The organism is Belnapia sp. F-4-1, assembly GCF_000802185.1.
Classification (GTDB): domain Bacteria; phylum Pseudomonadota; class Alphaproteobacteria; order Acetobacterales; family Acetobacteraceae; genus Belnapia.
Genome location: NZ_KN676113.1, coordinates 870,556 through 893,692 on the forward strand (window position 1 = coordinate 870,556; position 23,137 = coordinate 893,692).

Annotated in this window: 25 protein-coding genes; 7 read left to right on the forward strand and 18 right to left on the reverse strand. The window is 71.0% G+C overall.

Annotation, left to right across the window (positions count from 1 at the left end):
* Window positions 1-44 precede the first annotated feature (44 nt).
* Genes LH62_RS04355 through LH62_RS04365 form a run of 3 tightly spaced genes read right to left on the reverse strand, consistent with a single transcriptional unit; the run spans window position 45 to window position 4,569 of the window.
* On the reverse strand, window positions 45-965 hold the full coding sequence (locus LH62_RS04355) for a DmsC/YnfH family molybdoenzyme membrane anchor subunit (protein ID WP_043359505.1): 921 nt from the start codon (window positions 963-965) through the stop codon (window positions 45-47).
* Window positions 962-1,702 (reverse strand): 4Fe-4S dicluster domain-containing protein, encoded by a 741-nt coding sequence (locus tag LH62_RS04360; RefSeq protein WP_043359507.1) that lies wholly within the window; start codon window positions 1,700-1,702, stop codon window positions 962-964. Before LH62_RS04360 ends, LH62_RS04355 begins: the two co-directional genes overlap by 4 nt.
* Complete coding sequence (locus LH62_RS04365) at window positions 1,699-4,569, reverse strand: molybdopterin oxidoreductase family protein (RefSeq protein WP_043359509.1); 2,871 nt, start codon at window positions 4,567-4,569, stop codon at window positions 1,699-1,701. The genes LH62_RS04360 and LH62_RS04365 overlap by 4 nt, the downstream gene beginning before the upstream one ends.
* A 77-nt stretch (window positions 4,570-4,646) precedes the next feature.
* Here LH62_RS04365 and LH62_RS04370 point away from each other — a divergent pair, with 77 nt between their 5' ends.
* Window positions 4,647-5,423, forward strand: coding sequence for an HpcH/HpaI aldolase/citrate lyase family protein (locus LH62_RS04370; protein WP_043359511.1), 777 nt, complete (start codon window positions 4,647-4,649; stop codon window positions 5,421-5,423).
* Here the strand turns inward: LH62_RS04370 and LH62_RS04375 are convergent.
* Genes LH62_RS04375 through LH62_RS04395 form a run of 5 tightly spaced genes read right to left on the reverse strand, consistent with a single transcriptional unit; the run spans window position 5,401 to window position 8,501 of the window.
* Complete coding sequence (locus LH62_RS04375; RefSeq protein WP_043359514.1) at window positions 5,401-5,655, reverse strand: hypothetical protein; 255 nt, start codon at window positions 5,653-5,655, stop codon at window positions 5,401-5,403. The two genes, LH62_RS04370 and LH62_RS04375, sit on opposite strands and share 23 nt — an antisense overlap.
* Window positions 5,656-5,686: 31 nt before the next feature.
* Entirely contained in the window at window positions 5,687-6,484 is a 798-nt protein-coding gene (locus LH62_RS04380) for an SDR family NAD(P)-dependent oxidoreductase (protein ID WP_043359516.1), read from the reverse strand.
* Window positions 6,485-6,525: 41 nt separating this feature from the next.
* Window positions 6,526-7,506 (reverse strand): SDR family oxidoreductase, encoded by a 981-nt coding sequence (locus tag LH62_RS04385; RefSeq protein ID WP_043359518.1) that lies wholly within the window; start codon window positions 7,504-7,506, stop codon window positions 6,526-6,528.
* A gap of 49 nt (window positions 7,507-7,555) precedes the next feature.
* On the reverse strand, window positions 7,556-8,278 hold the full coding sequence (gene dnaQ, locus LH62_RS04390; RefSeq protein ID WP_043359519.1) for a DNA polymerase III subunit epsilon: 723 nt from the start codon (window positions 8,276-8,278) through the stop codon (window positions 7,556-7,558).
* Between the two features lie 25 nt (window positions 8,279-8,303).
* On the reverse strand, window positions 8,304-8,501 hold the full coding sequence (locus LH62_RS04395) for a hypothetical protein (RefSeq protein WP_043359522.1): 198 nt from the start codon (window positions 8,499-8,501) through the stop codon (window positions 8,304-8,306).
* Window positions 8,502-8,730: 229 nt separating this feature from the next.
* Here LH62_RS04395 and LH62_RS04400 point away from each other — a divergent pair, with 229 nt between their 5' ends.
* Window positions 8,731-9,186: a septal ring lytic transglycosylase RlpA family protein gene (locus tag LH62_RS04400; protein WP_082012344.1), complete on the forward strand. Its 456-nt coding sequence runs from the start codon at window positions 8,731-8,733 to the stop codon at window positions 9,184-9,186.
* 7 nt (window positions 9,187-9,193) lie between these two features.
* Here LH62_RS04400 and coaE read toward each other — a convergent pair whose 3' ends face one another.
* The 3 genes from coaE to LH62_RS04415 are packed head-to-tail and all read right to left on the reverse strand — an operon-like array spanning window position 9,194 to window position 11,908.
* On the reverse strand, window positions 9,194-9,787 hold the full coding sequence (coaE, locus tag LH62_RS04405; protein ID WP_043359525.1) for a dephospho-CoA kinase: 594 nt from the start codon (window positions 9,785-9,787) through the stop codon (window positions 9,194-9,196).
* Complete coding sequence (locus LH62_RS04410) at window positions 9,784-10,623, reverse strand: shikimate dehydrogenase (protein ID WP_043365156.1); 840 nt, start codon at window positions 10,621-10,623, stop codon at window positions 9,784-9,786. The genes coaE and LH62_RS04410 overlap by 4 nt, the downstream gene beginning before the upstream one ends.
* A gap of 37 nt (window positions 10,624-10,660) precedes the next feature.
* A complete protein-coding gene (locus LH62_RS04415; protein ID WP_043359529.1) occupies window positions 10,661-11,908 on the reverse strand; it encodes an MFS transporter in 1,248 nt (415 codons plus the stop codon).
* A 53-nt stretch (window positions 11,909-11,961) separates the two neighbouring features.
* Between LH62_RS04415 and LH62_RS04420 the strand changes: the two genes are divergently transcribed.
* A complete protein-coding gene (locus tag LH62_RS04420) occupies window positions 11,962-12,786 on the forward strand; it encodes a helix-turn-helix domain-containing protein (protein WP_144404372.1) in 825 nt (274 codons plus the stop codon).
* Window positions 12,787-12,948: 162 nt separating this feature from the next.
* A complete protein-coding gene (locus LH62_RS30995) occupies window positions 12,949-13,104 on the forward strand; it encodes a hypothetical protein (RefSeq protein WP_160299771.1) in 156 nt (51 codons plus the stop codon).
* On the opposite strand, the gene LH62_RS04430 is transcribed toward LH62_RS30995, so the two are convergent.
* The 6 genes from LH62_RS04430 to LH62_RS04455 form a co-directional block, all read right to left on the reverse strand.
* Window positions 13,090-13,740: a hypothetical protein gene (locus LH62_RS04430; RefSeq protein WP_052213698.1), complete on the reverse strand. Its 651-nt coding sequence runs from the start codon at window positions 13,738-13,740 to the stop codon at window positions 13,090-13,092. The genes LH62_RS30995 and LH62_RS04430 overlap by 15 nt on opposite strands.
* Before the next feature lie 70 nt (window positions 13,741-13,810).
* Window positions 13,811-15,022, reverse strand: a complete 1,212-nt coding sequence (locus LH62_RS04435; RefSeq protein ID WP_052213699.1) for an MFS transporter — start codon at window positions 15,020-15,022, stop codon at window positions 13,811-13,813.
* 102 nt (window positions 15,023-15,124) lie between these two features.
* Entirely contained in the window at window positions 15,125-15,388 is a 264-nt protein-coding gene (locus LH62_RS04440; protein ID WP_043359532.1) for a PGPGW domain-containing protein, read from the reverse strand.
* Complete coding sequence (locus LH62_RS04445; RefSeq protein ID WP_201445420.1) at window positions 15,388-16,467, reverse strand: DNA adenine methylase; 1,080 nt, start codon at window positions 16,465-16,467, stop codon at window positions 15,388-15,390. The genes LH62_RS04440 and LH62_RS04445 overlap by 1 nt, the downstream gene beginning before the upstream one ends.
* Window positions 16,468-16,528: 61 nt before the next feature.
* Window positions 16,529-17,920 (reverse strand): dihydrolipoyl dehydrogenase, encoded by a 1,392-nt coding sequence (gene lpdA / locus LH62_RS04450; protein ID WP_043359534.1) that lies wholly within the window; start codon window positions 17,918-17,920, stop codon window positions 16,529-16,531.
* Window positions 17,921-17,971: 51 nt separating this feature from the next.
* Entirely contained in the window at window positions 17,972-19,303 is a 1,332-nt protein-coding gene (locus LH62_RS04455; protein WP_052213700.1) for an MFS family transporter, read from the reverse strand.
* A gap of 143 nt (window positions 19,304-19,446) precedes the next feature.
* Here LH62_RS04455 and LH62_RS04460 point away from each other — a divergent pair, with 143 nt between their 5' ends.
* From LH62_RS04460 to LH62_RS04470, 3 genes are read left to right on the forward strand one after another with little or no spacing between them, the layout of a single operon-like run.
* Entirely contained in the window at window positions 19,447-20,427 is a 981-nt protein-coding gene (locus LH62_RS04460) for a tripartite tricarboxylate transporter substrate binding protein (protein WP_043359536.1), read from the forward strand.
* 31 nt (window positions 20,428-20,458) lie between these two features.
* Window positions 20,459-21,430 (forward strand): tripartite tricarboxylate transporter substrate binding protein, encoded by a 972-nt coding sequence (locus LH62_RS04465; protein WP_043359538.1) that lies wholly within the window; start codon window positions 20,459-20,461, stop codon window positions 21,428-21,430.
* A gap of 27 nt (window positions 21,431-21,457) precedes the next feature.
* Complete coding sequence (locus LH62_RS04470; protein WP_043359541.1) at window positions 21,458-22,429, forward strand: tripartite tricarboxylate transporter substrate binding protein; 972 nt, start codon at window positions 21,458-21,460, stop codon at window positions 22,427-22,429.
* Window positions 22,430-22,486: 57 nt separating this feature from the next.
* Here the strand turns inward: LH62_RS04470 and LH62_RS04475 are convergent, their stop codons facing one another.
* Window positions 22,487-22,963, reverse strand: coding sequence for a GFA family protein (locus LH62_RS04475; RefSeq protein ID WP_043359543.1), 477 nt, complete (start codon window positions 22,961-22,963; stop codon window positions 22,487-22,489).
* Window positions 22,964-23,137 lie beyond the last annotated feature (174 nt).

The following is a 23,137-nucleotide window of genomic DNA, read 5'->3' on the forward strand; positions in this document are numbered from 1 at the left end:
GTGGAGCGGCCTTCGACCGGCCGCGTCCCCCAGGTCCCGCGGCTCTAGCCGCGGTAATAGAGCATCACCGTATGCGTCGCCTCGGCGAACATCAGCCAGCGCTCGATCAGCAAGCCGCCGATGGCGAGCACGGCGCCGAGGGTCAGCGCCAGCACTGCCGGCGTGCCGCCGACCAGGACCGCGAGCAGGGCAAGCAGCACCGGCAGGGCGAAGCCGGCGCCTTGGGCGATGAGGCGGAGCTTCGCCGCGTGCTTGCGGGCGATGCGGAAGCCCATCTCGCGCAGCAGGTAGTTCTGCTCGGTATGCGGCGGGTCGAGCTGGCGCACCTTGCCGATGAAGCCGAGCGTCGTCGCGCTCTCGATGGTGGCGATGGGCGGCGCGCTGTCGATCGCCTGCCAGTAGGCGCGCTTCAGCGCGAGGGCGGCGGCGCCGGTGAGGATCGCGAGCAGGGCCGGCACCGCGCCGCCGCCGGCGAAGGCGGCGAGCATCGCCAGCAGCACGGCGCCGCTGAAGGCGGAGAGCGCCAGGTAGCCGGGCACCACCAGCGGGTGGTGCCACTGTCGGATCGGCTTCAGCGAGGCGTAGATCATCCCCGTGCAATAGACCGTGGCCACCGCCCCGGCCGCCGCCAGCAGGCCGGCGACGAGGGCGAGCGCCGGGGCGTCGATCCAGAGGGCGAGGCCGAGCAGCAGGGCCGGGATGTAGGTGAGGATCGCCGCCACGCCCTCGCGCGAGAGCCAGGAGGAGCGCCATTGCGAGACGGCGCGCCAGGCCCGCTGCGGGTTGCCGAGATGCAGCATGGAGGAGAGCAGGCCGGCGGTGATCAGCAGCAGCGCCAAGGCGAGGGCGACGAGGCCCTGACCGGGGACGAGGCCGAGCGGGCGCAGCAGGCCGAGCCAGAAGAGCAACCCGTATCCGGCACCGGAGGCGGTAGTGAAGAAGACGATCGACGGGGCGGGGTTCACCGGGTGAGCACCTTGTCCATCCAGCGCAGCAGCGGGTTCTTGATGTCCATCGGCGTCGGCGCGGCTTCCTCGGGCTTCGCCGCGACGCTGCTGCGGTTGCGCGGCGGCAGGTAGCTGTTGACCGGCTTGTAGCCGAGCTCCGGCATCAGCGGCTGGCCGCCGCGCTCGGCGACGAGCTTGCTGACCTTGCTTTCCGGGTCGCCGAGGTCGCCGAAGTGGCGGGCGCTGGTCGGGCAGGTCAGCACGCAGGCGGGCTGGCGCTGCGCCTCGGGGATATTGGTGTTGTAGATGCGGTCGATGCAAAGGGTGCATTTCTTCATCACCCCCTCGTCCTCGTCCATTTCGCGCGCGCCGTAGGGGCAGGCCCAGGCGCACAATCCGCAGCCGATGCAGAGGTCGTGGTCGACGAGGACGATGCCGTCCTCGATGCGCTTGTAGGAGGCGCCGGTCGGGCAGACGGTGACGCAGTCGGGCGTCTCGCAGTGGAGGCAGGAGCGGGGGAAGTTGACGGTGCGGCCGCGCTCCCCCTCGCCTGCCTCGTAGCTGTGGACGCGGTTGAACCAGACGCCCTCGGCGCCGGCCGAATAGGGCTTGGTGTCCGGCAGCGGGCCGCTATGGCCGGAGGCGTTCCACTCCTTGCAGTTGGTCGCGCAGGCCTGGCAGCCGACGCAGGTGTCGAGGTCGATGACGAGGCCAAGCTTCTTCTGGCCTGGGGTGATCTCGGGCAGGCAGGTCACGGCTTGGCCTTCGTCGAATAGCGGAGGATGTCGGGACGGGCGGGCATGTGCGGCGGCAGGGCGGGCGCGTCCGGGTGCGGGCTGGTGATGCCCTCCTCGCCGGGCGCGCATTTCGTCACCGAGACGCGGAGGTCGTACCAGGCGGCCTGGCCGGTCACCGGGTCGGCATTGGCCTGGCGGAAGCCGCCCTGGGCGGGCAGCCACTCGCTGATGACGTGGTTGAGCAGGAAGCCCCGGGTCGATTCCGGGCTGCCCTCGTCCAGGTTCCAGGCGCCGGCGCGCTTGCCGATGGCGTTCCAGGTCCAGACCGTGTCGGGGTTCACGCCCTCCATCAGCGAGACCTGGCATTTGAGGCGGCCGGCGCGGCTCTCGACCCAGACCCAATCGTCCTGGGCGACGCCGAGCGCGGCGCCGCGGCTGCGCGCCATATAGAGCTTGTTGGCGCCGATGATCTGCCGCAGCCAGGCATTCATCGAGCCCCAGGAATGGTACATCGCCATCGGCCGCTGGGTGATGGCGGAAAGGCCGAAGCGGTTGAGGTCCTGCCCCTCGTGCTCCAGCGCCGGGTACCAGATGGGCAGCGGGTCGCAATAGGTGCGGATGCGCTCGCGGAGGCGGTCGGGCGGCTGCTTCGCGCCGTGGCCCTCGGCGGCGAGGCGGAATTTCTGCAAGGGCTCAGACCAGATCTGCATGACGATCTGGTCCGACTTGCCCATAAGTCCCATGGCCTTCGATTGCTCGAGATAGGCCTTGTTGGCGTGCTTGTAGTAGCCCTGCTCGGGCGGCAGGTGGTCGCGCCAGAAGCAGCCATTCTCGATGTAGCGTTGGAGCTGGTCGGGGTTGGGCTCGCCGACGCCCTTCTTGCTGCCATCCGTGCCGCGGAAGCCGGCGAGCGGGCCGACGCCGGGCATGCGCTCATGGTTGGTGATGTAGTCGGGGTAGTCCTTGAACTTCGGCGAGCCGTCGGGCTTGGTGAAGGCGGGCAGGCCGAGGCGGGCGCCCAGCTCGATCAGCACGTCCTGGAAGGGGCGCACGTCGCGGTCGGGCTTGATGACAGGCTGGCGGATGGCGTCGCCCGCGCCATGCGCGCTGCCGATCGGCCGGTCGAGGATGGAGATGCAGTCCCACCGCTCGAGGTAAGTCGTGTCGGGCAGGATCAGGTCGGCATAGGGCACCGTCTCGGAGAAATAGGCGTCCGAGTAGATGACGTGCGGGATGGTGTATTCGCCATCCGGCTGCGTCTCGGTGAGGATGCGGATGACCTCGCCGGGGTTCATCGCGCTGTTCCAGGCCATGTTGGCCATGAACATGAAGAGCGTGTCGATCTTGTACGGGTCGCCGGCGCCGGCATTGCCGATGACGGTGTGCATCATCCCGTGCAGCGAGAGCGGCGCGTCCCAGGAGAAGGCCTTGTCGATGCGGATCGGGTTGCCGTCGTCATCGACCAGCAGGTCGTCCGGCCCGTGCGGGAAGGAGAGGATGTTGCCGGCGAGCGGGGTGTTCGGCTTGGCGGCGCGGCCGGCGGGGCCGGGGCCGGGCGGAATCGGCCGTGGGAAGGGCGACTTGTAGCGCCAGGAGCCGGGGGTATCGATGGCGCCGAGCAGCATCTGCAGCAGGTGCAGCGCGCGGCAGGTGTGGAAGCCGTTGCTGTGGGCGCTGATGCCGCGCATCGCGTGGAAGGCGACGGGGCGGCCCGTCATCGTCTCGTGCCGGCGGCCCCAGACATCGGTCCAGGGCTGGTCCAGCGTGATCGCCTGGTTGAAGGCGACATCGGCGATCTCGGCGGCGATGCGGCGGATGCGCTCGGCGGGGAGGCCGCAGCGCTCGGCGACCGCCTCCGGCGCGTATTCGGGGGCGAGGTAGCGCTCGGCCATGAGGTGGAAGACGGGCTGGGCGCGGCGGCCGTCGGGCAGGGTGAACTCGCCCGCCATGACGGCGGAGAGGTCCATCAGCGAAGCGTCGATAGCGCCGCGCTCGCGGTCCCAGGCGAGCGGCTTGCCGTTCTCGTCGCGGGCGAAGAGGCCGTCATCCTCGCCGCCCGGGTTGCGCACCACGAGCCAGGAGGCGTTGGTGTAGCGGGCGAGGAAGTCGAGGTCGATCTGGTCGGTGCGCAGCAGCTCATGCGCGATGGCGAGCGCGAAGAGCCCGTCGGTGCCGGGGCGGAGACCCACCCATTCGTCGGCGATGGCGGAATAGCCGGTGCGTACGGGGTTGATGGAGACGACCCTCGCCCCCCTGCCCTTCATCTTGGCGAGGCCGATCTTGATCGGGTTGCTGTCGTGGTCCTCGGCGACGCCGAACATCAGCAGGTACTTGGCGCGGTCCCAGTCCGGCTCGCCGAATTCCCAGAAGCTGCCGCCGATGGAGTAAAGACCGGCGGCGGCCATGTTGACCGAGCAGAAGCCGCCATGCGCGGCGAAATTCGGCGTGCCGAATTGCGCGGCCCAGAAGCCCGTCAGGCTCTGCGACTGGTCGCGGCCGGTGAAGAAGGCGAGCTGGCGTGGGTCGGTGGCGCGGACGTGGCGGAGCCAGCCGGTGGCGGTTTCCAGCGCCTCCTCCCAGGTGATCTCGGCGAACTCGCCGGAGCCGCGGGGGCCGATGCGCTTCAGCGGCGCACGCAGGCGGGCGGGCGAGTATTGCGTCATGATCCCGGCGCTGCCCTTGCCGCAGAGCACGCCCTTGTTGACCGGGTGGTCCGGGTTGCCCTCGATGTAGCGGATGCGGCCGTCCTTCAGGTGGACGCGGATGCCGCAGCGGCAGGCGCACATGTAGCAGGTGGTGGTCTTCACCTCATCGCCGACGGGGGGCGAGTAGTCCACCGCCCGGTCGGGCCTTTCCGTCGCCAGCGGCATCGGCGCTTCGGGCATAGACTGGCCTTCTCCCTTACCCTGAAATGTCAGTAAGCCACGAGGGCCCGTTCTGGGCAAACCGGGAGGAGAAGTCCATGCCGCAAAGCCTGAAGTCCCTGGTGCAGTCGGGCCGGCTCGCCGCCGGAACCTTCCTCGTCGAGTTCGTCACGCCGGGGATCGGGCATATCCTGGCGGGTGCGGGCTGCGACTTCGCCTTCCTCGACATGGAGCATAGCGGCTTCTCGACCGAGACGGTGAAGTCCGCGCTGCGCTACCTGGAGGCGGGCGGCATCCCGACGCTGGTGCGGGTGCCCTCGCGCGATGCCCATGACATCGCCCGCCTTGCCGATGTGGGGGCGGAGGGGGTGATGCTGCCGCTAGTCGGCAGCCTGGAGGTGGCACGGGCCGCCGTCGCCGCACTGAAATACCCACCGCAGGGGCGGCGCGGCGTCGCCCTGCAGATCGCGCATGACAACTACCGGGCAGGGCCGGCGGCGGCGAAGCTGGCGGCGGCCAACGAGCGCACCGTGCTGGTGCTGATGATCGAGACGGCCGAGGGCGTGGAGCAGGCGGAGGCGATCGCGGCGCTGGAGGGCGTCGATGCGCTCTGGGTCGGGCATTTCGACCTCTCGGCCTCGCTCGGCATCCCGGGGGAGTTCGACCATCCGGCCTTCCGCGAGGCGACAAGGCGGGTCTGCGCGGCAGCGCGGAAGCACGGCAAGGGGCTGGGGCGGCTGGTGACGGGGGCGGAGGAGGCGGAGCGCGCTTGGCAGGACGGCTTCCGCCTGCTGGCCTGGGGTGGGGATGCCTGGCTGTTGCAGGCGGCGGTGGCGGAGGGGGTGGGGCGGCTCAGGGGGATTGCCCGGGGTTAGTCCGGCGGAGGGTGCGGGCGCGGACCACGATCCAGGCGAGGCCCAGCACCAGCAGGACCGGGGCGGCAATGGCCGCCGCCCTGGTGCCGGCGGCGAGGCCCCGGTCATCGGTGCCGGCATCGAGCATCGCCATGCTGGAAACGGCGGCGCCGAAGAGGGCGGCGCCGATGAGGGCGGCGGCCAGGGTCTTCGCCAGCAGCCACCAGATGCCGGGAATATCGAAAAGCTTCATGGCGGGCGGGCGATCCTGGCTGGCTGTGGCCTCAGTCCGGCTTGAGGCTGCCGACCCGCCCGGCCGTCTGCGCCGAGTCGATCACCAGCTCCGAGCCGTTGACATAGCCCGACTGGTCGGAGGCGAGGAAGAGCACGCCGTTGGCGATGTCCTGCGGCGTGCCGAGCTTGCCGGTCGGGACGCTGGCGGCGGCGATGGCGCGGGCGTCGAGCGGGGCGTTGCGGCCGCCGGGGCCGATCGGCATCTTGTCCCAGATCTCGGTGTCGATGATGCCGGGATGGACGCTGTTGCAGCGGATGTTGTCCCGCGCGCATTCCAGCGCCACCGACTTGGCGAAAAGGCGGACGGCGCCCTTGCTCGCGGAGTAGCCCGCGAGCCCGGCCGAGCCGCGGATGCCGGCGACGGAGGACAGCAGGATGATGGAGCCGCCACCGGCGCGCTTCATGGCCGGGATGGCGTATTTCACCGAAAGGAACACGCCGTCCACGTTGACGGCCATCTGCTTCCGCCATTCGTCGAGCGACATGTCGAGGATCGACTTGAGGATGGCGATGCCGGCATTGGCGACCAGCACGTCGAGCCGGCCGAAGCGCGTCTCGGCCTCCTTCACCACCTCGGCCCAGCGCGCCTCGTCGGTGACGTCCTGGTGGAGGTAGTGGGCCTCGCCGCCGGCCTCGCGGATGCGGCCGGCCATGGCCTCGCCGCGGGCATCGTCGAGATCGGTGAGGAGGACCTTCGCCCCCTCCCGCGCGAGGGTCGCGGCGCAGGCGGCGCCGATGCCGGCGGCCGCGCCGGTGACGAGCGCGACCTTGCCTTGAAGCTGGGCCATTCGTTTCCTCCGGTTATTGTCCCGGCCGGAAGGTTAGCCAGCTATCGGCGCCGCGTCATGGCCCCGCTCAGCAGTTCGGCGCCGAGCAGCAGGCCGAGGCCGCCGAGGGCTAGCGTGCCGAGGCTCGGGCCGCGGACATGGGGGACGGGCTTGCCGCTGCGTGGGCTGGTGCCCGCGGCAATCGGCTGGGCGACGGCGCCCTCGCTCCGCGGCACGCCGCTGGCACGGCGCAGGGCGGCACGGATCGCCGCCCCCGACACCGTCTCGGTCAGGCCGGGCGCCAGGCCATAGGCGACGCGCGCCGCCGTCGCCTCCCAGCCGACCGCCACCTCGGCGCGCGGCCGGCGGACGAGGTTCAGCACCACCGCCGCCACCGCCTCCGGGGTCAGATAGAGCGCCTTCGGCTCCAGCCGCCGGCCGGAGACATTGGCGGCGCGGTCGAGGCCGGGCGTGTCGACGAGCGCCGGGAAGACGGCGCAGACATGGATGCCGGGCTTGCCCGTCAGCTCCTGGCGGAGGCTGGCGCTGAAGCCGCGGATTCCGAATTTGCTGGCGGCGTAGGAGGCAGCGAAGGGCGTCGGCGACCAGCCGCCCATCGAGCACATGTTGATCAGCACGCCCCCGCCCTGGCGGAGGAAATGCGGCAGCACGGCGGAGCTGCCCTGCATGGTGCCGATCAGGTTGATCTCCACCACCTTGCGCTGCAGCTCGGCCGAGGCCTCCCAATAGGGGCCGAAGACGCCGGTGCCCACGTTGTTGAACCAGACGTCGATGCGGCCATGGGCATCGATGGCGGCGCGGGCCAGGGCCTCGACCTGTGCGCCGTCCGAGACGTCGGTCGCCACGGCAATGGCTTCGGCGCCGAGGGCACGGCATTCCCGCGCCGTGTCCTCCAGCGCTTCCGGCCGGCGAGCGGCGAGCACCAGCCGGGCACCCTCGCGGGCGAAGGCAAGGGCGGTCGCCTTGCCGATGCCGGAGGAGGCGCCGGTGATGACGGTGACGGCGTTCGGGATGCGGGGCATGGCGGCCTCTCTCGGACTGTCGGGAACAGCCGAAGGAAGCCGCGGGGCGTCAGGGGGTTCCGGCGGCGAAGGGCGGCTGGAGCCAGAGCGGCTCCTTCACCTTCCGCAGGAAGGCGGCATGGGCAGCGAGTTCCGCCTCGCTCGGCGTGACGAGGCGGGGGGTGCGGGGGCGGTCCAGCCCCGCCAGCGCACGGGTGCCGCCGCCGATGTTCAGCGCCAGGACGAAGCCGGGCTGGCGGCCGCCCATCAGCTCCAGATAGACCTGGGCGAGCAGCTTCACGTCGAGCAGCGCGTTGTGGCTGGTGCGCATCGAATTGTCGATGCCGAGGCGGCGGCAAAGCGCATCGAGGCTGTTCGGCATGCCCGGATAGCGCTCCTTCGCCAGCGCCAGGCTGTCCACCATCCGCGTCCGGTCGAGCGGCTTGTGGCCGGCGCGCACCAGCTCGGCATCGAGGAAGCCGAAATCGAAGGGCGCATTGTGGGCGATGATCGCCGAATCGCCGATGAAGCCGAGCATCCCCTCGACGATCTCGGCGAATTTCGGCTGACCCTTCAGCATCTCGGCGGTGAAGCCGTGGACGCGGGTGCTTTCCGGCGGCACGTCCCGCTCGGGGTCGATGAGGGTGTGGTAGGTGGCGCCGGTCGGCATCAGGTTGACCAGCTCGATCGCCGCCACCTCGATGACGCGGTCGCCGGTGGCGGGGTCGAGGCCGGTGGTCTCGGTATCCAGCACCACCGCGCGCTGCCGCGCATCCCGTCCCGCCTGGCTCATCCGCCCCTCGCCTCGATTCCGGGGGCTATCTTAGCACGGTGCGGGCGGGTTGGCTGGCCTGCGGTCCCGGCTCGGCGGCCTCGGCACGGCGGCGGCGGTACAGCTCGACGGCCGTTGCGGGCGGGGTCGCCTGCTGCTGGCGGTGCAGCTCCGCCAAGCTGTCGCGGATCGGCTTGCCGGCCGTCCAGCGGCCGACGATGCGGTGCATATCCTTGCCGTTCATGCTCATCCCTCCCTTCGGCTGGCATGGAATGGTGACAACGCCGGGCGGGGCCCGCGGATGCCAGGCCGGCACCATCACGCCGCCGGATTGAGGCGCTGACGCTGGCGCTCGCGCCAGGCGGCAAGGCGGGGACACGAGGGCGGGAGGCAGCCCGCTCGAGCCCTGGCAGGCCACAACCCGTACCGTCTCCGGGCGTCAACGCGATCGCAACTTTCATGGAGACGACGCCATGCGGACCGGCCTTCGCCTTGTCCTGCCGAGCCTGATCCTGGGCGGCCTCGCCGCCTGCGCCACGCCGCCGCCGCCCGCGCCGGAGCCCCAGGCAGCCGCGCCGGAGCCGGCGCCAACACAGGTCGGGCAGGCCTCCTATTACGGCCCGCAGTTCAACGGGCGGCAGACCGCGAGCGGCGCCCGCTTCGACCCGAACTCCGACACCGCCGCGCACCGCACCCTGCCGCTCGGCACGGTCGCCGAGGTGAAGAACATCGAGACCGGGCGCACCGCCCGCGTCACCATCCGTGACCGCGGCCCCTATGTGCGCGGGCGGGTGGTCGATCTCAGCCCGCGGACGGCGGAGCGGCTCGGCATGAAGCAGCAGGGCGTCGCCCCGGTGGAGGTGCGGCCGGTCGCGGTGCCGCCGGGCAAGGAAGCGGAAGCGGCCTCGGCGCTGGCCTCGACGCGGTAGGCGAAGCTTACCGGCCGCCGCGGATCTCCCGCACCAGCGCCCGGATGGCGCGCTGGGCGGCGTGGCGGGAGAGACCCGTCTCCACCACCCGGTCGGCGCGCCGGCGCTTCTCGCGGTCGGGCATCTGCCGGGCGCGGATGGCGGCGAGGCGCGCCTCCGTCATCCCCGGGCGGCGGAGGACGCGGATGCGCTGCACGGCAGCGGGGGCGGATACCACCACGACGAGGTCGCAGCGTCCCTCCCCCCCCGTCTCGTAGAGCAGCGGGATGTCGAGCACGACCAGCGGCTCCGCCCGGCGGCGGGCGGCGCCGAGGAAGCGGCGCTCGGCATCGCGCACCAGCGGGTGGACGATGCGCTCCAGCCGGGTCAGCGCGCCGTCGTCGCCGAGCACCGCGCGGCGCAATGCCTCGCGGTCCACCCGCCCGTCGCGGATCGTGCCGGGAAAGGCGGCGCCGATCGGCGCGACGGCGCGGCCGCCGCGGGATTGCAGCGCGTGGACGGCGGCATCGGCGTCGAAGACGGGGACGTGCAGGCGGCGGAAGGTGTTCGCCGCGGTGGACTTGCCCATGCCGATGCTGCCGGTCAGCCCTACGATTTTCATCGCGCGGGGATGTCCCCGCCGACGAAGTCGCGCAGCTCGGCATCGACAACGGGTTCCGCGCCGAACCAGGCGGCGAAGCCCGGCCGCGCCTGATGCAGCAGCATGCCGAGCCCGTCCACCGCCGCCAGCCCGCGGGCGCGGGCCGCAGCGAGCAGCCCCGTCTCGCGCGGCACGTAGACGATGTCGGCGACCACCGCCCCGGCGGGCAGCGAGGCGAGGTCGATTCCGAGCGGCGGCTGTCCCTGCATGCCGAGTGATGTGGTGTTGACCAGCAGGGCCGCATCCCCGAGCGGCGCACGATCCGCCACATCGATCGGCCCGCCCAGCGCCCGGGCCAGCGCCTCGGCCCGCGCCGGGGTGCGGTTGACCAGGACAAGGCGCGGGCAGCCGGCATCGAGCAGCGCCGCCGCGACGGCCCGCGCCGAGCCGCCGGCGCCAAGGATCACGGCGGGGCCCGCATCGGCCCGCCAGCCCGGCGCGCCCTCGCGCAGGTTGGCGAGGAAGCCGTAGCCGTCGGTGTTCGAGCCCTCGATCAGGCCGTCGCGGAAGACCAGCGTGTTCACCGCCCCGGCGCGCTCGGCCGAGGGCTCCACCCGGTCACACACCGCAAAGGCCGCCTCCTTGTGCGGGATGGTGACGTTGGCGCCGCGGAAGCCAAGCTCGGCGAGCGCGCGCACCGCATCGGCGAAGCGCTCCGGCCGCACCGGCAGGGGGAGGTAGGCGCCGTCGATGCCGTGGCGGCGCAGCCAGAGTCCGTGCAGGCGGGGCGAGCGGGAATGGGCGACGGGCCAGCCCATGATCCCGGCAAGTCGGGCGTGGCCCGTGAGGATGGTCATGCCCCCGAGGGTCGCCGCGCGGGCGGCGGCGGTCAACCTATTCGGCAGCGGCGAGGCCCGGCTGCCGCGGCCGCGACCAGAGCTCCGGCTGCAGCTCCTCCGGCCGGTCGGGGAAGAGCAGGGCGCAAAGGAAGGTGACGGCACCGAACCCGGCCAGCACCAGCATCGGCGCGGCGAGCCCGCCCGTCGCCTCGTGCAGCAGGCCGACCAGGGGCGAGGCCGCGGCGGCGCCGAGGAAGCCGATGGTGAATCGGATGGAGTAGAGCTTCACCCGGAGCGCCGGCGCCACGTAGCGCGCCGTCATCGTCTCGTTCACAGTCACCTGGCCGAAGATCGAGGCGGCCATCAGCGCCGAGAGCGGCAGCACCCACCACCCTTCGGCAAAGGAAAGGGCGAGCAGGCAGGGCAGCTGCAGCAGCGCGAGCGGCAGGAAGACGCGCTTCAGCCTGTGGCGGTCGATCAGGCGGCCAACGGTGAACTGGGTGAGGCCGCCGCAGAGCGTGGCGGCGAAGGCAAGCATGCCGACCACCGGCAGCAGGCCGGGCGAGGTCGCCAGCCGCTCCTCCATCAGCTTCGGGATCAGCAGGGTGAAGGCGTTGAAGACGAGGCCGGAGACGGCGGCGATGGTCAGCAACACGGCGACGGCGCGGCGGACGACGGGGGCGGGAATCTCGGGAAAGGGCTTGGTGCCGGCGGCGGCCTTCGCGGCGTCGAAGGCGGGCTCGCGCAGCCAGGCGAGGCCGGCGAGGGCGCAGAGCGCGCCGGGCAGGATGAAGGCCCAATGCCAGCCGAGGCGGGCCGCGACCAGCGCCGTCACCACCGGGGCGCAGGCCACGCCGAGATTGCCGAAGACGCCGTTGACGCCCACCGCGCGGCCGACCTTGCCGCCGGGCGCGGCGCTCGCCGCCTCGACCAGCATCGCCGTGCCGATGGGGTGGTAGATGGCGGCGAAGGCGCCCATCAGCGCGAGCGCCAGGCCCAGGGTCAGCGGGCGCTCGGCAAGGCCGGCGAGCATCATCGCCCCTCCGGTGCCGAGGAAGAAGCCGGCCATCATGGCCTTGCGGCCGAAGCGGGCGGCGAGCCAGCCCATCGGCAAGGAGCCGAGGCCGTAGAGCACGAACATCCCCGTCCCCAGCGCGAGGATCGGGCCGTAATCCTGGCCGAAGGCGGCCGGCGCCTGGGTCACCATGCCGAGCACCGCCGTCGCCAGGATCAGCAGGCTGTAGTGCGTGAAGACATGGGCGATGTTGACGAAAAGGATCTGCCGCTTGGCCTGGTCGTGCATGGCGATTTCCGTTTGGCTGGGCCGTTGCGCAAGACTAGCCTGGCCGGATGACGATGGCTGGCCAAACCCTGTCGGCTTCCGGCCAATTGCCCGAGGCGCCGCTCCGGAACCTGCCGCAGGACGGCGTCGACCGTCCGCTGGCCGGCTTCACCCGCGACTACCGCGACGGCGAAAGCGTGGAGCGGCATGCCCATACCCGCGCGCAGCTGCTCTATGCGACGCGCGGGGTGATGCGCATCGCAACCGACACGGCGGCCTTCGTCCTGCCACCGGGCCGGGCGCTGTGGATGCCGGCGCGCGTGCCGCATGTGACGGCGATGCAGGGGCCGGTCGCCATGCGGGCGCTCTTCCTCCGCGCCGATGCGGCTGCGGCGGGGCCGGGGGCGGTGACGGTGCTTGCCGTCTCGCCCCTGCTGCGGGAGCTGGTGCTGGCCGCCTGCGCCGAGCCGCTGGAATGGGACCAGGCCGGGCGGGGCGGGCACATCACGGCCCTGATCCTCGACGAGATCGCCCGTGCGCCGCGCCTGCCGCTCGGCCTGCCGGCGCTGCGCGATGCGCGGCTGCGGCGGCTGGCGGCTGGCTTGCAGGCGGACCCGGCGCAGCCGCTCGGGCTCGAGGACTGGGCGCGGCATTGCGGGGCAAGCCCGCGCACGTTGACCCGCCTCTTCCGCGAGGAAACGGGGATGAGCTTCGGCCGCTGGCGGCAGGCGCTGCGGCTGGCCGAGGCGGCGGCGCTGCTGGCCGAGGGAGTGCCGCCGGCGCGGGCGGCGGCCAGGGTCGGCTATGCCAGCGCGCCGGCCTTCGGGGCGGCCTTCCGCGCTGCCTTCGGGGTCACGCCAGGCAGCGGTCGGACCGCAGGCGGAATTGGGGATTTGTAATATCGGGAAATACTTGAATCAACTCCGCGTGCAATATACGAATGTGATGGGTGCATGTCCCCCCATGCCCCAGGAAACGCCAGGAGAAACCCCCCGATGCTTGGCAATGCCGTTTTGGGCGCCGTTATCATAACGACCGTGGTATGGCTTGGGCTGGCGCCCATGGCATGGGTATGGGTGGCGCTGGAATACCTGGCGATCTGGAGCGCCGGATCGACCCTGCTGGTGGCCACCCTCGGCGCCTGGGTCGCCATCGGCCGCGCCCGGCAGGAGCCGAGGCGGGAGGCCGCCGTGCGCCGGGGCTCAGTAGCCGGCTAGGCGCAGCGGCTCCGTGTGCGGGAACTCGCTGAAGATGCGGTCCCAGGAGGCGACGTGCCCATCCGTCGCATCGTGCCAGGGCGCGAGGCGGCGGACATAGCGGTTGTGGATGCGGGCCTCGCCCCAATCCTGCTCGAAGCGGTCCTGCGGCAGCACCACGACCAGCTCGAAATGCGACGGCCCATGGATGTCGAGCAACTGGCCGCGCACGGCGGGCAGCAGGCGGCGCAGCTCCGCCACCGCTTCCTCCGGCTCGATCTTGTAGAAATAGGCGGTACGGTGCCCGGCCGGACGCCCGCGGAGGAACTTGCCGATCAGGTAGCCGGTCTTCTCCAGGTGGTCGGCCCAGCGGGCGTGGTAGTCCGGGTCGGCCCGGAAGTCGTGGCCGCGGAAGGGCGAGTGGAATTTGTAGCCATAGCCGCCGTCGAGCAGCATCGAACCATCGGCATGGGCGGAGATGTTGGCCTCCTGCAGCACGCCGTCGAAGCGGGTGGCGAGCAGCCTTTCCAGGGCGGCGATGCTGGTGACGTTCCAGCTGAAGAAGGAGGAGCTGTCGTGGCCGAGGACCCGGCGGAACTGGAAGCCGACTTCGCAGTCGCTGCCGAGCGATATGTATTCGTCGAACTTCTCGGACATCGGGCCGGACCTCCGATCTTCTAGGTATCACACCCGCCGGCCCGGTCCAGCATTGGTTGCGGGCCGGACCTCAGCCCTGCACCGCTTCGGCGACGCGCGGCGCCGGCGGCGGGGCGGCGCGGAGGGGCAGCAAGCAAAGCAGGGCGGCAAGGCCAACCAGGCCGGCGAGGCCCAGCACCGCCATGGCTGGGAGATGCGCCAGCAGCGGCGCGGTCAGCATCGGCGCCGCGGCCTGGGCCATCAGCACCGGCAACGCCAGCTTGCCCATCAGCACCGGGTAGCCGCGCGGGCCGAACAGCGCGAGCGGCACCGAGCCGCGGCAGATGGTGATGATGCCGTTGCTGGCGCCGTGCATCAGCACGAAGGGCACTGCCGCCACCGGCCCGACCAGCACCAGCAGCAGCACGGCGACCGGCAGCAGCCCGGCGCCGAGCCAGGCGACGCGCAACGGGTGCACCGACTTGCCCGCGGTGAACTCCAGCAGCCGCCCGGCGACCTGGGCCGGGCCCATCAGCGAGGCGGCGGCGACCGCGGCCCCGACCGAGAGGCCGAGCCCCGCCAGCATCACCGGGAGCTGCACCGACATGGTGGTGCTGATGAGCGCCCGCAGGGTGAAGAAGGCGGCGAGGAAGAGGAAGCTGCGCCGCACCCAGGCGGCCGGCAGCGGAATCTCGGCGGGATCGGCGGCGGCGGACGTCACCTCGCCGCCCGCCCCGGCACGCGGCAGCATGGCATAGACCGGCAGCAGCAGCAGCAGATTGACCGTGGCGAAGACGAGGCAGGTGTTGCGCCAGCCAAGGGCAGGCATCAACGCCGCGGTCAGCGGCCAGCCGATGGTGCTGGCGAAGCCGCCGAGCAGGGTGACGATGGTGATCCCCCGCCGCGCCGCCCGGCCGTAGAGCGTGCCGAGCGTGGCGAAGGCCGCCTCATAGAGGCCGAGCCCCATCCCGACCCCGAGCACGATCCAGGCGACGAACCAGCCCGCCAGCCCCGGCAGCAGGCCGAGCAGCGTCAGCCCGGCGGCGAGGGTGACGGCGGAGGCCATCATCACCGGCCGCCCGCCGAAGCGCTCGATGGTCCGGCCGATCCGCGGCGCGGCGAGGCCCGAGATCAGCAGGGCGAGGGAGAAGGCGCCGTAGACGAGCGTCCGGTCCGCTTGGAGGTCCTCCACCACCACCGGGGCCAGCAGGGCTGGCAGATAGTAGCTGGTGGCCCAGGCCAGGGTCTGGCCGATGCCCAGGAGCAGGGCGACGAATCGGGAGTCCGTGCGGAAATCGGCCATGCCCTAGTTCTCGGCAAGGTTGAGAAATCCGCCAAGGGCCCAGCGTCAGATGGTTAATACTCCGTTCATCTTCCGAATGGAAAATTCCATTGCGTGGCGGGATCAGGACAGCAGGCGCCGCAGTTTCTCGCCCTGCCGGCGGCTCCAGCCGATCAGCCGCGCCTCCATCGCCTCCACCTGCACCATCTGGCGTGGGAAGCGGGCCTCCAGCTTGCCCATCCAGCGCCGCGCCCAGGGGTACTGGTCGCGCAGCACGAAGATGCCGAGGGCAAGAAAGAGCAGCCCCTGCAGGAAAGGCAGGATCAGCCCGAGCACGCCGAGCGCCAGCAGGCTGAAGCCGAGGAGCTTCCGCGTCCAGGGGCTCATCAGGCGGCCCTCGGCGGCAGGGCGAGGGCGCGCTCGCCGGAGACGAAAAGATATTCGATGTTGGTCAACCGCCCCACCGTACCGACCTTCTCGCCCTTCGGGTTGTGGATGCCGATCTTGGCGCCGACATAGCGGCCATAGGGGATCTCGATCACCCGCAGCGGCCCGCGCGGCGCCAGCATCGCCTCCAGCGCGGCGCGGCCGAGATAGCCTTCGTCGTTGAAGGAGACCACGACGGTCGGGCACCGCAGCGCGGCGATGGTGCGCGCCAGTGCCGGGCCTATGCCGGGCCGGCTGTTGAAGGCGGAGCGCCGCGTGCGGCAGTCGGTGCGCTTGTTGGCGATGCCATAAACCTCCGGCTGGTCCCAGCGCACCAGCGTCTCCCAGACATGGTAGTTCCGCAGGTAGGAATGCTGGTTGTAGGGCGGGTCGAGATAGGCGAGGTCGCAGTCGAGCGTGGCCGCTACCTCCTCCGCCTCGCCGCAGAGGGCGGTGCAGGGACCGGTAGGCGGACGCGGGCGGAGCGCAGGCAGGCGGAGCGAGAGCGGGTTCAGCGCGCGGGCAGCCCAGCGCTTCATGTAGGCCATCTGCAGGCCGGCGGTGCTGTCCACCCGGTCGGCCGCCTCGAGGAGCGAGGTGAGCAGCACCGCCTCCAGCTCCGGCTCGGCGCCGAGGGCGGCGATTCCGTTGCGGATGGCTTCGATCCGGGCGCCGTTGTCGGGGTGGAAGTAGCGGGCGGCGACGCAATAGGTCTCGGTGAACCAGCCGGCGCGGGGAGGCAGGCGCCCGAGGTCGGCGAGGATGCGGGTGGCCTGCTCCGCCCAGCGTTCCGCATCGGCCTGGACGTAGCAGGTGGCGAGCGTATGGGCGAAGGCGTTGTGGTCGTTGGCGATGACGCGGTAGCCGGCGCCCTTCAGCGCATGGCCGACGCGGGCGGTGCCGGAGAAGAGGTCGGCGACCGTCGCCCCGGCTGGCGCGGCGGCGCCGATGGCGGACAGGATCTGCGTCAGCAGGGCGCGCTTGGAGCCGATATACTTGATCACCTGCACAGGATCGGCCGGCGGGGCGATTCGAGGCAAGCGCTCAGCCGGGCAGCACCGGGGTGCGGGATGCCCCGCACCCCATGGCCGCCCCGCCGCCTCAGATGTGCAGCGCGCGCCCGTCGGCGGCCAGCGCCGCTTCCTTCACCGCCTCGTTCAGCGTCGGGTGGGCGTGGCAGGTGCGGGCCACATCCTCGGCGCTGGCACCGAACTCCATGGCCAGCGTCATCTCGGCGATCAGCGTGCCGGCATCGGGGCCGATGATGTGGGCGCCGAGGACCTTGTCGGTCTTGGCGTCCGACAGGACCTTCACGAAGCCGTCCGTGTCGTTCATCGCACGCGCCCGGCCATTGGCGGTGAAGGGGAATTTGCCGGATTTGTAGGCGATGCCCCCGGCCTTCAGCTCATCCTCCGTCGCGCCGACCGAGGCGATCTCGGGCCAGGTGTAGACGACGCTCGGGATGGCGCCGTAATTCACGTGGCCGGCCTGGCCGGCGAGGATCTCGGCGACGGCGACGCCCTCCTCCTCGGCCTTATGGGCGAGCATGGCGCCGGCGATGCAGTCGCCAATGGCGTAGATGCCCGGCACGCTGGTGGCGAAATGCGCGTCGGTGACGACGCGGCCGCGCTCGTCGCGCTTCACGCCAACCTCATCGAGCCCGAGCCCCTCGACATAGGGGCGGCGGCCGATGGCCAGCAGCACGACATCGGCGCGGATCTCCTCGGCGTCGCCGCCGGCGGCGGGCTCCACCTTGAGGGTGACGCCCTCGGCATCCTGCTCGGCCGCGACCACTTTCGACTTCAGGCGGAACTTCATGCCCTGCTTGGCGAAGAGGCGCTCGGCCTGCTTGGCCAGCTCGGCATCCATGCCGGGGATCAGGCGGTCGAGATACTCGATCACCGTGACCTGGGCGCCGAGACGCTTCCAGACCGAGCCCAATTCGAGGCCGATGACGCCGCCGCCGATGACGACGAGGTGGCCGGGGACCTTGTCCAGCTCCAGCGCGCCGGTGGAGGTGACGACCCGCTTCTCGTCCACCTCGACGCCGCGGAGCGGGGTGCTGTCGCTGCCCGTTGCGATGACGATGGCCTTGGTGGCGTAGGTCTCGCCGCCCACCTCGACCTGGCCGGGGGCGGTGATCCTGCCGGCGCCCTTCAGCCAGGTGACCTTGTTCTTGCGGAAGAGGAATTCGACGCCCTTGACGTTGGCCGAGACGACCTCGCCCTTGCGGGCCTGCATCTTGGCGAGGTCGAGCTTCACGCCGTCGATCAGGACGCCGTGGTCGGCGAGCTTGTGGGCCGCCTCCTCGAAATTCTCGCTGCTCTGGAGCAAGGCCTTGGAGGGGATGCAGCCGATGTTGAGGCAGGTGCCGCCGAGCGTCTCCCGCTTTTCCACGCAGGCCGTCTTCAGCCCGAGCTGGGCGGCGCGGATGGCGCAAACATAGCCGCCGGGGCCGGAGCCGATGACGATGAGGTCGAAGCTGTCAGGCATTGGGGGTCCTCGGGCCGGGATTTCGCGGCGGAAACTGGCCCGAGGCGGGGCTCAAGGCAAGCCTGGGGCGGCGGCTTCCCGCTCCTCTCGGCTCAGGTGGCTCTCCACCCGCGTCTCCGGCATGAACCAGGCGGTCACCAGGGCAAGGAGGAAGAAACCGGTGACGTACCAGAAGAAGCCGCTTTCGGCCCCCACCGACTTGAACCAGAGGCCGACATACTCGGCCGTGCCGCCGAACAGCGCATTGGCCACCGCATAGGGCAGGCCGACGCCGAGCGCCCGGACCTCGGCGGGGAAGAGCTCCGCCTTCACCACCCCGCTGATCGAGGTGTAGCAGGAGATCACCGCGAGCCCTGCCAGCACCAGCAGCCCCGCCTCCAGCGGCGAGGCAGCCCGGCCGATGGCGCTGAGCAGCGGCACGGTCATCAGCGCGCCGAGGCCGCCGAAGGCGAGCAGCATCGCCCGCCGCCCGATCCGGTCGGAGAGGGCGCCGAAGGCAGGCTGTGCGACCATGAAGGCCAGCAGCACCCAGGCCATGGTGGCGCTGACCGTGCGCGCCTCGAAATGCGCGGTGTTCACCAGGTATTTCTGCATGAAGGTGGTGAAGACGTAGAAGCTGAGGCTGCCGCCGGCGGTCAGGCCGAGCACCAACAGCAGCGGCTTCGGGTGCCGCAGCAGGGCGCGGAGCGAGCCGGCCTCGGGGCGCTTCGCCGCGTCGGCGCTCTGCGTCTCATGCAGGGCGCGGCGCAGGAAGAGGGCGACCACCGCCGCCGCCGCGCCGATGACGAAGGGAATGCGCCAGCCGAAGGCGCGCATCTCCTCATTGGTCAGCATCGATTCCAGGATGACGATGACGAGCACGGCGAGGAGTTGCCCGCCGATCAGCGTGACGTACTGGAAGCTGGCATAGAAGCCGCGGTGGCCGGGCTCCGCGACCTCCGACATATAAGTGGCGCTCGTCCCGTACTCGCCGCCGACCGAGAGGCCCTGGGCGAGGCGCGCGACCGTCAGCAGTATTGGGGCGAGGACGCCGGCGCTGGCATAGGTCGGCAGGATGGCGATCATCAGCGAGCCGCCGCACATCAGCAGGACCGAGGCCATCATGGAAAAGCGCCGGCCGCGCCGGTCGGCCAGCCGCCCGAAGATCCAGCCGCCGAGCGGGCGCACGAGGAAGCCGGCAGCGAAGACCCCGGCGGCGGCGAGCAGCTGCGAGGTGCGGTCGCCGGAAGGGAAGAAGGACGAGGCGAAATAGAGCGAGCAGAAGGAATAGACGTAGAAATCGTACCACTCGACGAGGTTGCCGGAGGAGCCGCCGATGATGGCGAGGATCCGGCGCCGGCGGTCGGCGGCCGCATCCAGAGGAATGGTGGTTGCGCTGGGCATGGGGAGCTCCTTCGCCCCTGCAACGCGGCGACGCTTCGGCGGTGGCAAGGCGCTTCCCCTCCGCCCGCCGTCCCGTCAGACTGGCCTGGCAACGATGAGGGGCCGGACGCGGAACCGGCCCCCGCCCACGGGAGGTCACGGCCATGGATTTCGAAGGCACACGGCTCGGCCGGCGCGGTGCGCTGGCCCTTGGCGGGGCAGCGCTGGCGGCGCCTGCCCTGGCTCAGGGACGATTCCCCGACCGGCCCATCCGCCTCATCATCCCCTGGCCGCCGGGCGGCTCGGCGGATGCGCAGCTCCGCTCGCTGGCCGAGATCGCCGGGCGGGCGCTGGGCCAGAGCGTGGTGGTGGAGAACCGGCCCGGCGCCTCGGGCACCATGGGCGCGCTGCACCTGACGACCCAGGCGCGGCCCGACGGCTACACGATCAGCCAGATGCACCTTTCGATCGTGCGGCGGCCCTTCATCACCCGCACCCCGCCCTGGGACCCGGTGAACGACTTCACGCATATCATCGGCCTCTGCGGCTGGATGTTCGGCATCGCGGTGAAGGCGGACGGGCCGATCAAGACCTGGGCGGACTACCTCGCCTATGCCCGCGCCAATCCGGGGCGGCTGACCTACACCACCTCCGGCATCGCCACGACCAACCACCTGACGATGGAGGAGCTGGCGGCGCGCGAGAAGCTGGAGCTGGTCCATGTCCCCTACCGCGCCTCCAACGAGGCGGCCGTCGCCGTCGCGGCCGGCGAGGTGATCAGCGTCGCCGACAGCTCCGCCTGGGCGCCGCTTGTGGATGGCGGGCAGCTCCGCCTCATCTGCGTCTGGACGGCTGAGCGCTCGCCCCGCTTCCCCGATGCGCCGACGCTGAAGGATCTGGGCTACGACATGGTCGTGACATCCCCGTATGGACTTGCCGGGCCGAAGGGGATGGACCCGGGTGTCGTCCGCGTGTTGCACGATGCCTGCAAGGCGGCGCTGTTCGATCCGGCCAATACCGCGGTGCGGGGGCAGTTCGACATGCCGCTCGAGTACTACGATACTGAGGACTACCGCAGCTTCATCATCCGCCGGGCCCAGTACGAGAAGGCGATGGCGGAACGGCTGAAGCTGCGGATCGATTGAAGCAAGACAGTAACCGGGAGACGCCTGAAGAATGCCACCGATCACCCGCCGCGGGGCGCTCACGCTTGCCGCGGCCAGCCTTGCCGCCCCAGCCCTCGCCCAGGCGCGCTTCCCGGACCGGCCGATCCGCCTCGTCATCCCCTGGCCGGCGGGCGCCTCGGCCGATGCGCAGCTCCGCTCCATGGGCGAGATCGCCAGCCGGGCACTCGGACAGCCGGTGGTGCTCGAGAACAAGCCGGGGGCGGGCGGCACGCTCGGGCCGATGACCGTCGCCCAGCAGTCGCGGCCGGATGGCTACACGCTGACGCAGATGCACCTCTCCGTGCTGCGGCGGCCCTGGATGATGAAGACCCCGCTCTGGGACCCGGTGCGGGACTTCACCCATATCATCGGCCTCACCGGCTGGCTCTTCGGCACCGCCGTCAAGGCCGACAGCCGCTTCGGCACCTGGCAGGAGATGATCGCCTATGCCAGGGCCAATCCCGGCAAGCTGACCTATTCGACCAGCGGCACCGGCACGACGAACCATTTGGCGATGGAGACCATGCTGGAGCAGGAGAAGGTGGAGATCACCCACATCCCCTTCCGCGGCTCCAACGAGGGGGTGACGGCGGCGCTGGCCGGGCAGGTCGACATGGTCTCCGACAGCAGCGCCTGGGCGCCCTTCGTCGAGGCGGGCTCGATGCGGGCCCTCTCGGTCTGGACCGCCGAGCGCGCCGCCCGCTTCCCGACCGTGCCAACGCTGAAGGAGCTCGGCTACGACATGGAGGTCACCTCGCCCTATGGCGTCAGCGGCCCGAAGGGGATGGACGAGGGCGTGGTGCGGGTGCTGCACGATGCCTTCAAGGCCGCGCTCTTCGACCCGGAGAACGAGCGCATCCGCGGCCAGTTCGACATGCCGCTGGCCTACCGCAACACGGAGGACTACCGCGACTTCGTCGCCAGGCGCGTCGAGTACGAGAAGATGATGGTGAAGCGGCTGAACCTCACCCTCGACGGCTAGGCGCCCCAACGACTTCGGGAGGAACGAATGACAAGAACGATCACCCGCCGCGCCGCCCTCGGCGCGGCGGCCGGCCTGCTCGCGGCCCCGGCGCTCGGCCAGGGGCGCTTTCCCAACCGGCAGATCCGTTGCCTCATCCCCTGGCCGCCGGGCGGCTCGCTCGACGCGCTGCACCGGCAGATGTTCGAGATCGCGGCCAAGGACCTGGGCCAGCCCATCATCATCGAGAATATCGCTGGCGCCCGCGGCACCCGCGCCGCGACCTTCCTGATCCAGCAGGCGAAGCCGGACGGCTACACCATCGCGCACCATCACCTCTCGATCCTCCGCCACCCCTTCCTGACGCGGCAGACGACCTGGGACCCGGTGGGCGACTTCACCTACATCATGCAGCTGGCCGGCTTCGTCTTCGGCACCGCGGTGCGCGGCGACAGCCCGTGGAAGACCCATGCCGAGCTGATGGAGGCGGCACGCCGCGCCCCCGGCCGGCTGACCTATTCGACCAGCGGCATCGCCACCACCAACCACCTGGCGATGGACGACATCCTCACCCGCGAGCGGGCCGAGATGACGCATGTGCCGATGCGCGGCAGCCAGGAGGGCGTCACGGCGCTGCTCGGGCGGCAGATCGACATCGTCGCCGACAGCCAGTCCTGGCGGCCGCAGGTGGAGACCGGCGAGCTCCGCCTGCTCGCCGCCTGGACGCCGACGCGGCTGCCGAGCTTCCCCGATGTGCCGACGCTGCGGGATCTCGGCTACGGGATGAGCGTCACCTCGCCCTATGGCCTCGCCGGGCCGAAGGGGATGGAGCCGGAGGTGGTGGACATCCTCCACCGCACGCTGCGGAAGGCCTTCGAGGACGAGGCGAGCCAGGCGATCATGAAGCGCTGGGAGCTGCCGAACGAGTATCTCGGCCCGCGCGAGTACCTCGCCTTCGCCCGCGAGCGGATGGTCTATGAGCGGGAGACAGTGGCCCGGCTTGGCATCAGCATCGACTGAGCCGGGCGGCAGGTCAGGGCCCGTCCTGACATGAGGGCGGGACAGGTGACGGCGGGCCTACACATCGCCAAGAATGGCGCGGCGCCGCTCCAGGCTCTCCGCAGGCCAAAGCGCCGCCATGTCGTAGTAGATCGGGAATGCGGGGACGCCCTTCGGCAGATCGACCCATGGCAGCTTCGAACGGGTGAAGATGTGTGCGGCGGGCTCGATCAAGGAAGGATCGTCCAGCGTGCAGACCCGCACGAAGCGCAAGGATGGCCGCCTGCCGTAGTCGCTCCATACGGCAGTCCGGCACGCCGTGCAGCGGTAGACATCGTGCGGCCGCCCGCTGTCCGTGGGCATCGAGACAGCCTCCGGTACAGTCCCCTTGACCTCGATGCGGTCGGTCTCGATCAGCGCGTTGACCACGAAGGCGCTACCAACCTGCCGCTGGCAGTCGCGGCAGTGGCAGCACTGTGCGAACATCGGAGCTGAACGCAGCCGATAGCGGACATGGCCGCATGCGCAGCCGCCTTCGAGTTGGTCCTGTTTCATGCGAACGCTCACAACCCGATTTGCCATTGTTCAGGGTGGCGGACATGGCGCCGCCGATGCAAGGCTCGAGGCGGCATCACGCCGAGATCGCCAGCTTCGTGCGGGCAGGGGGAACCTGGGGCAGACTCCGATCAGAGTAATTCGCTCGCCATGACAACGAGCTTGAGCGGGGTC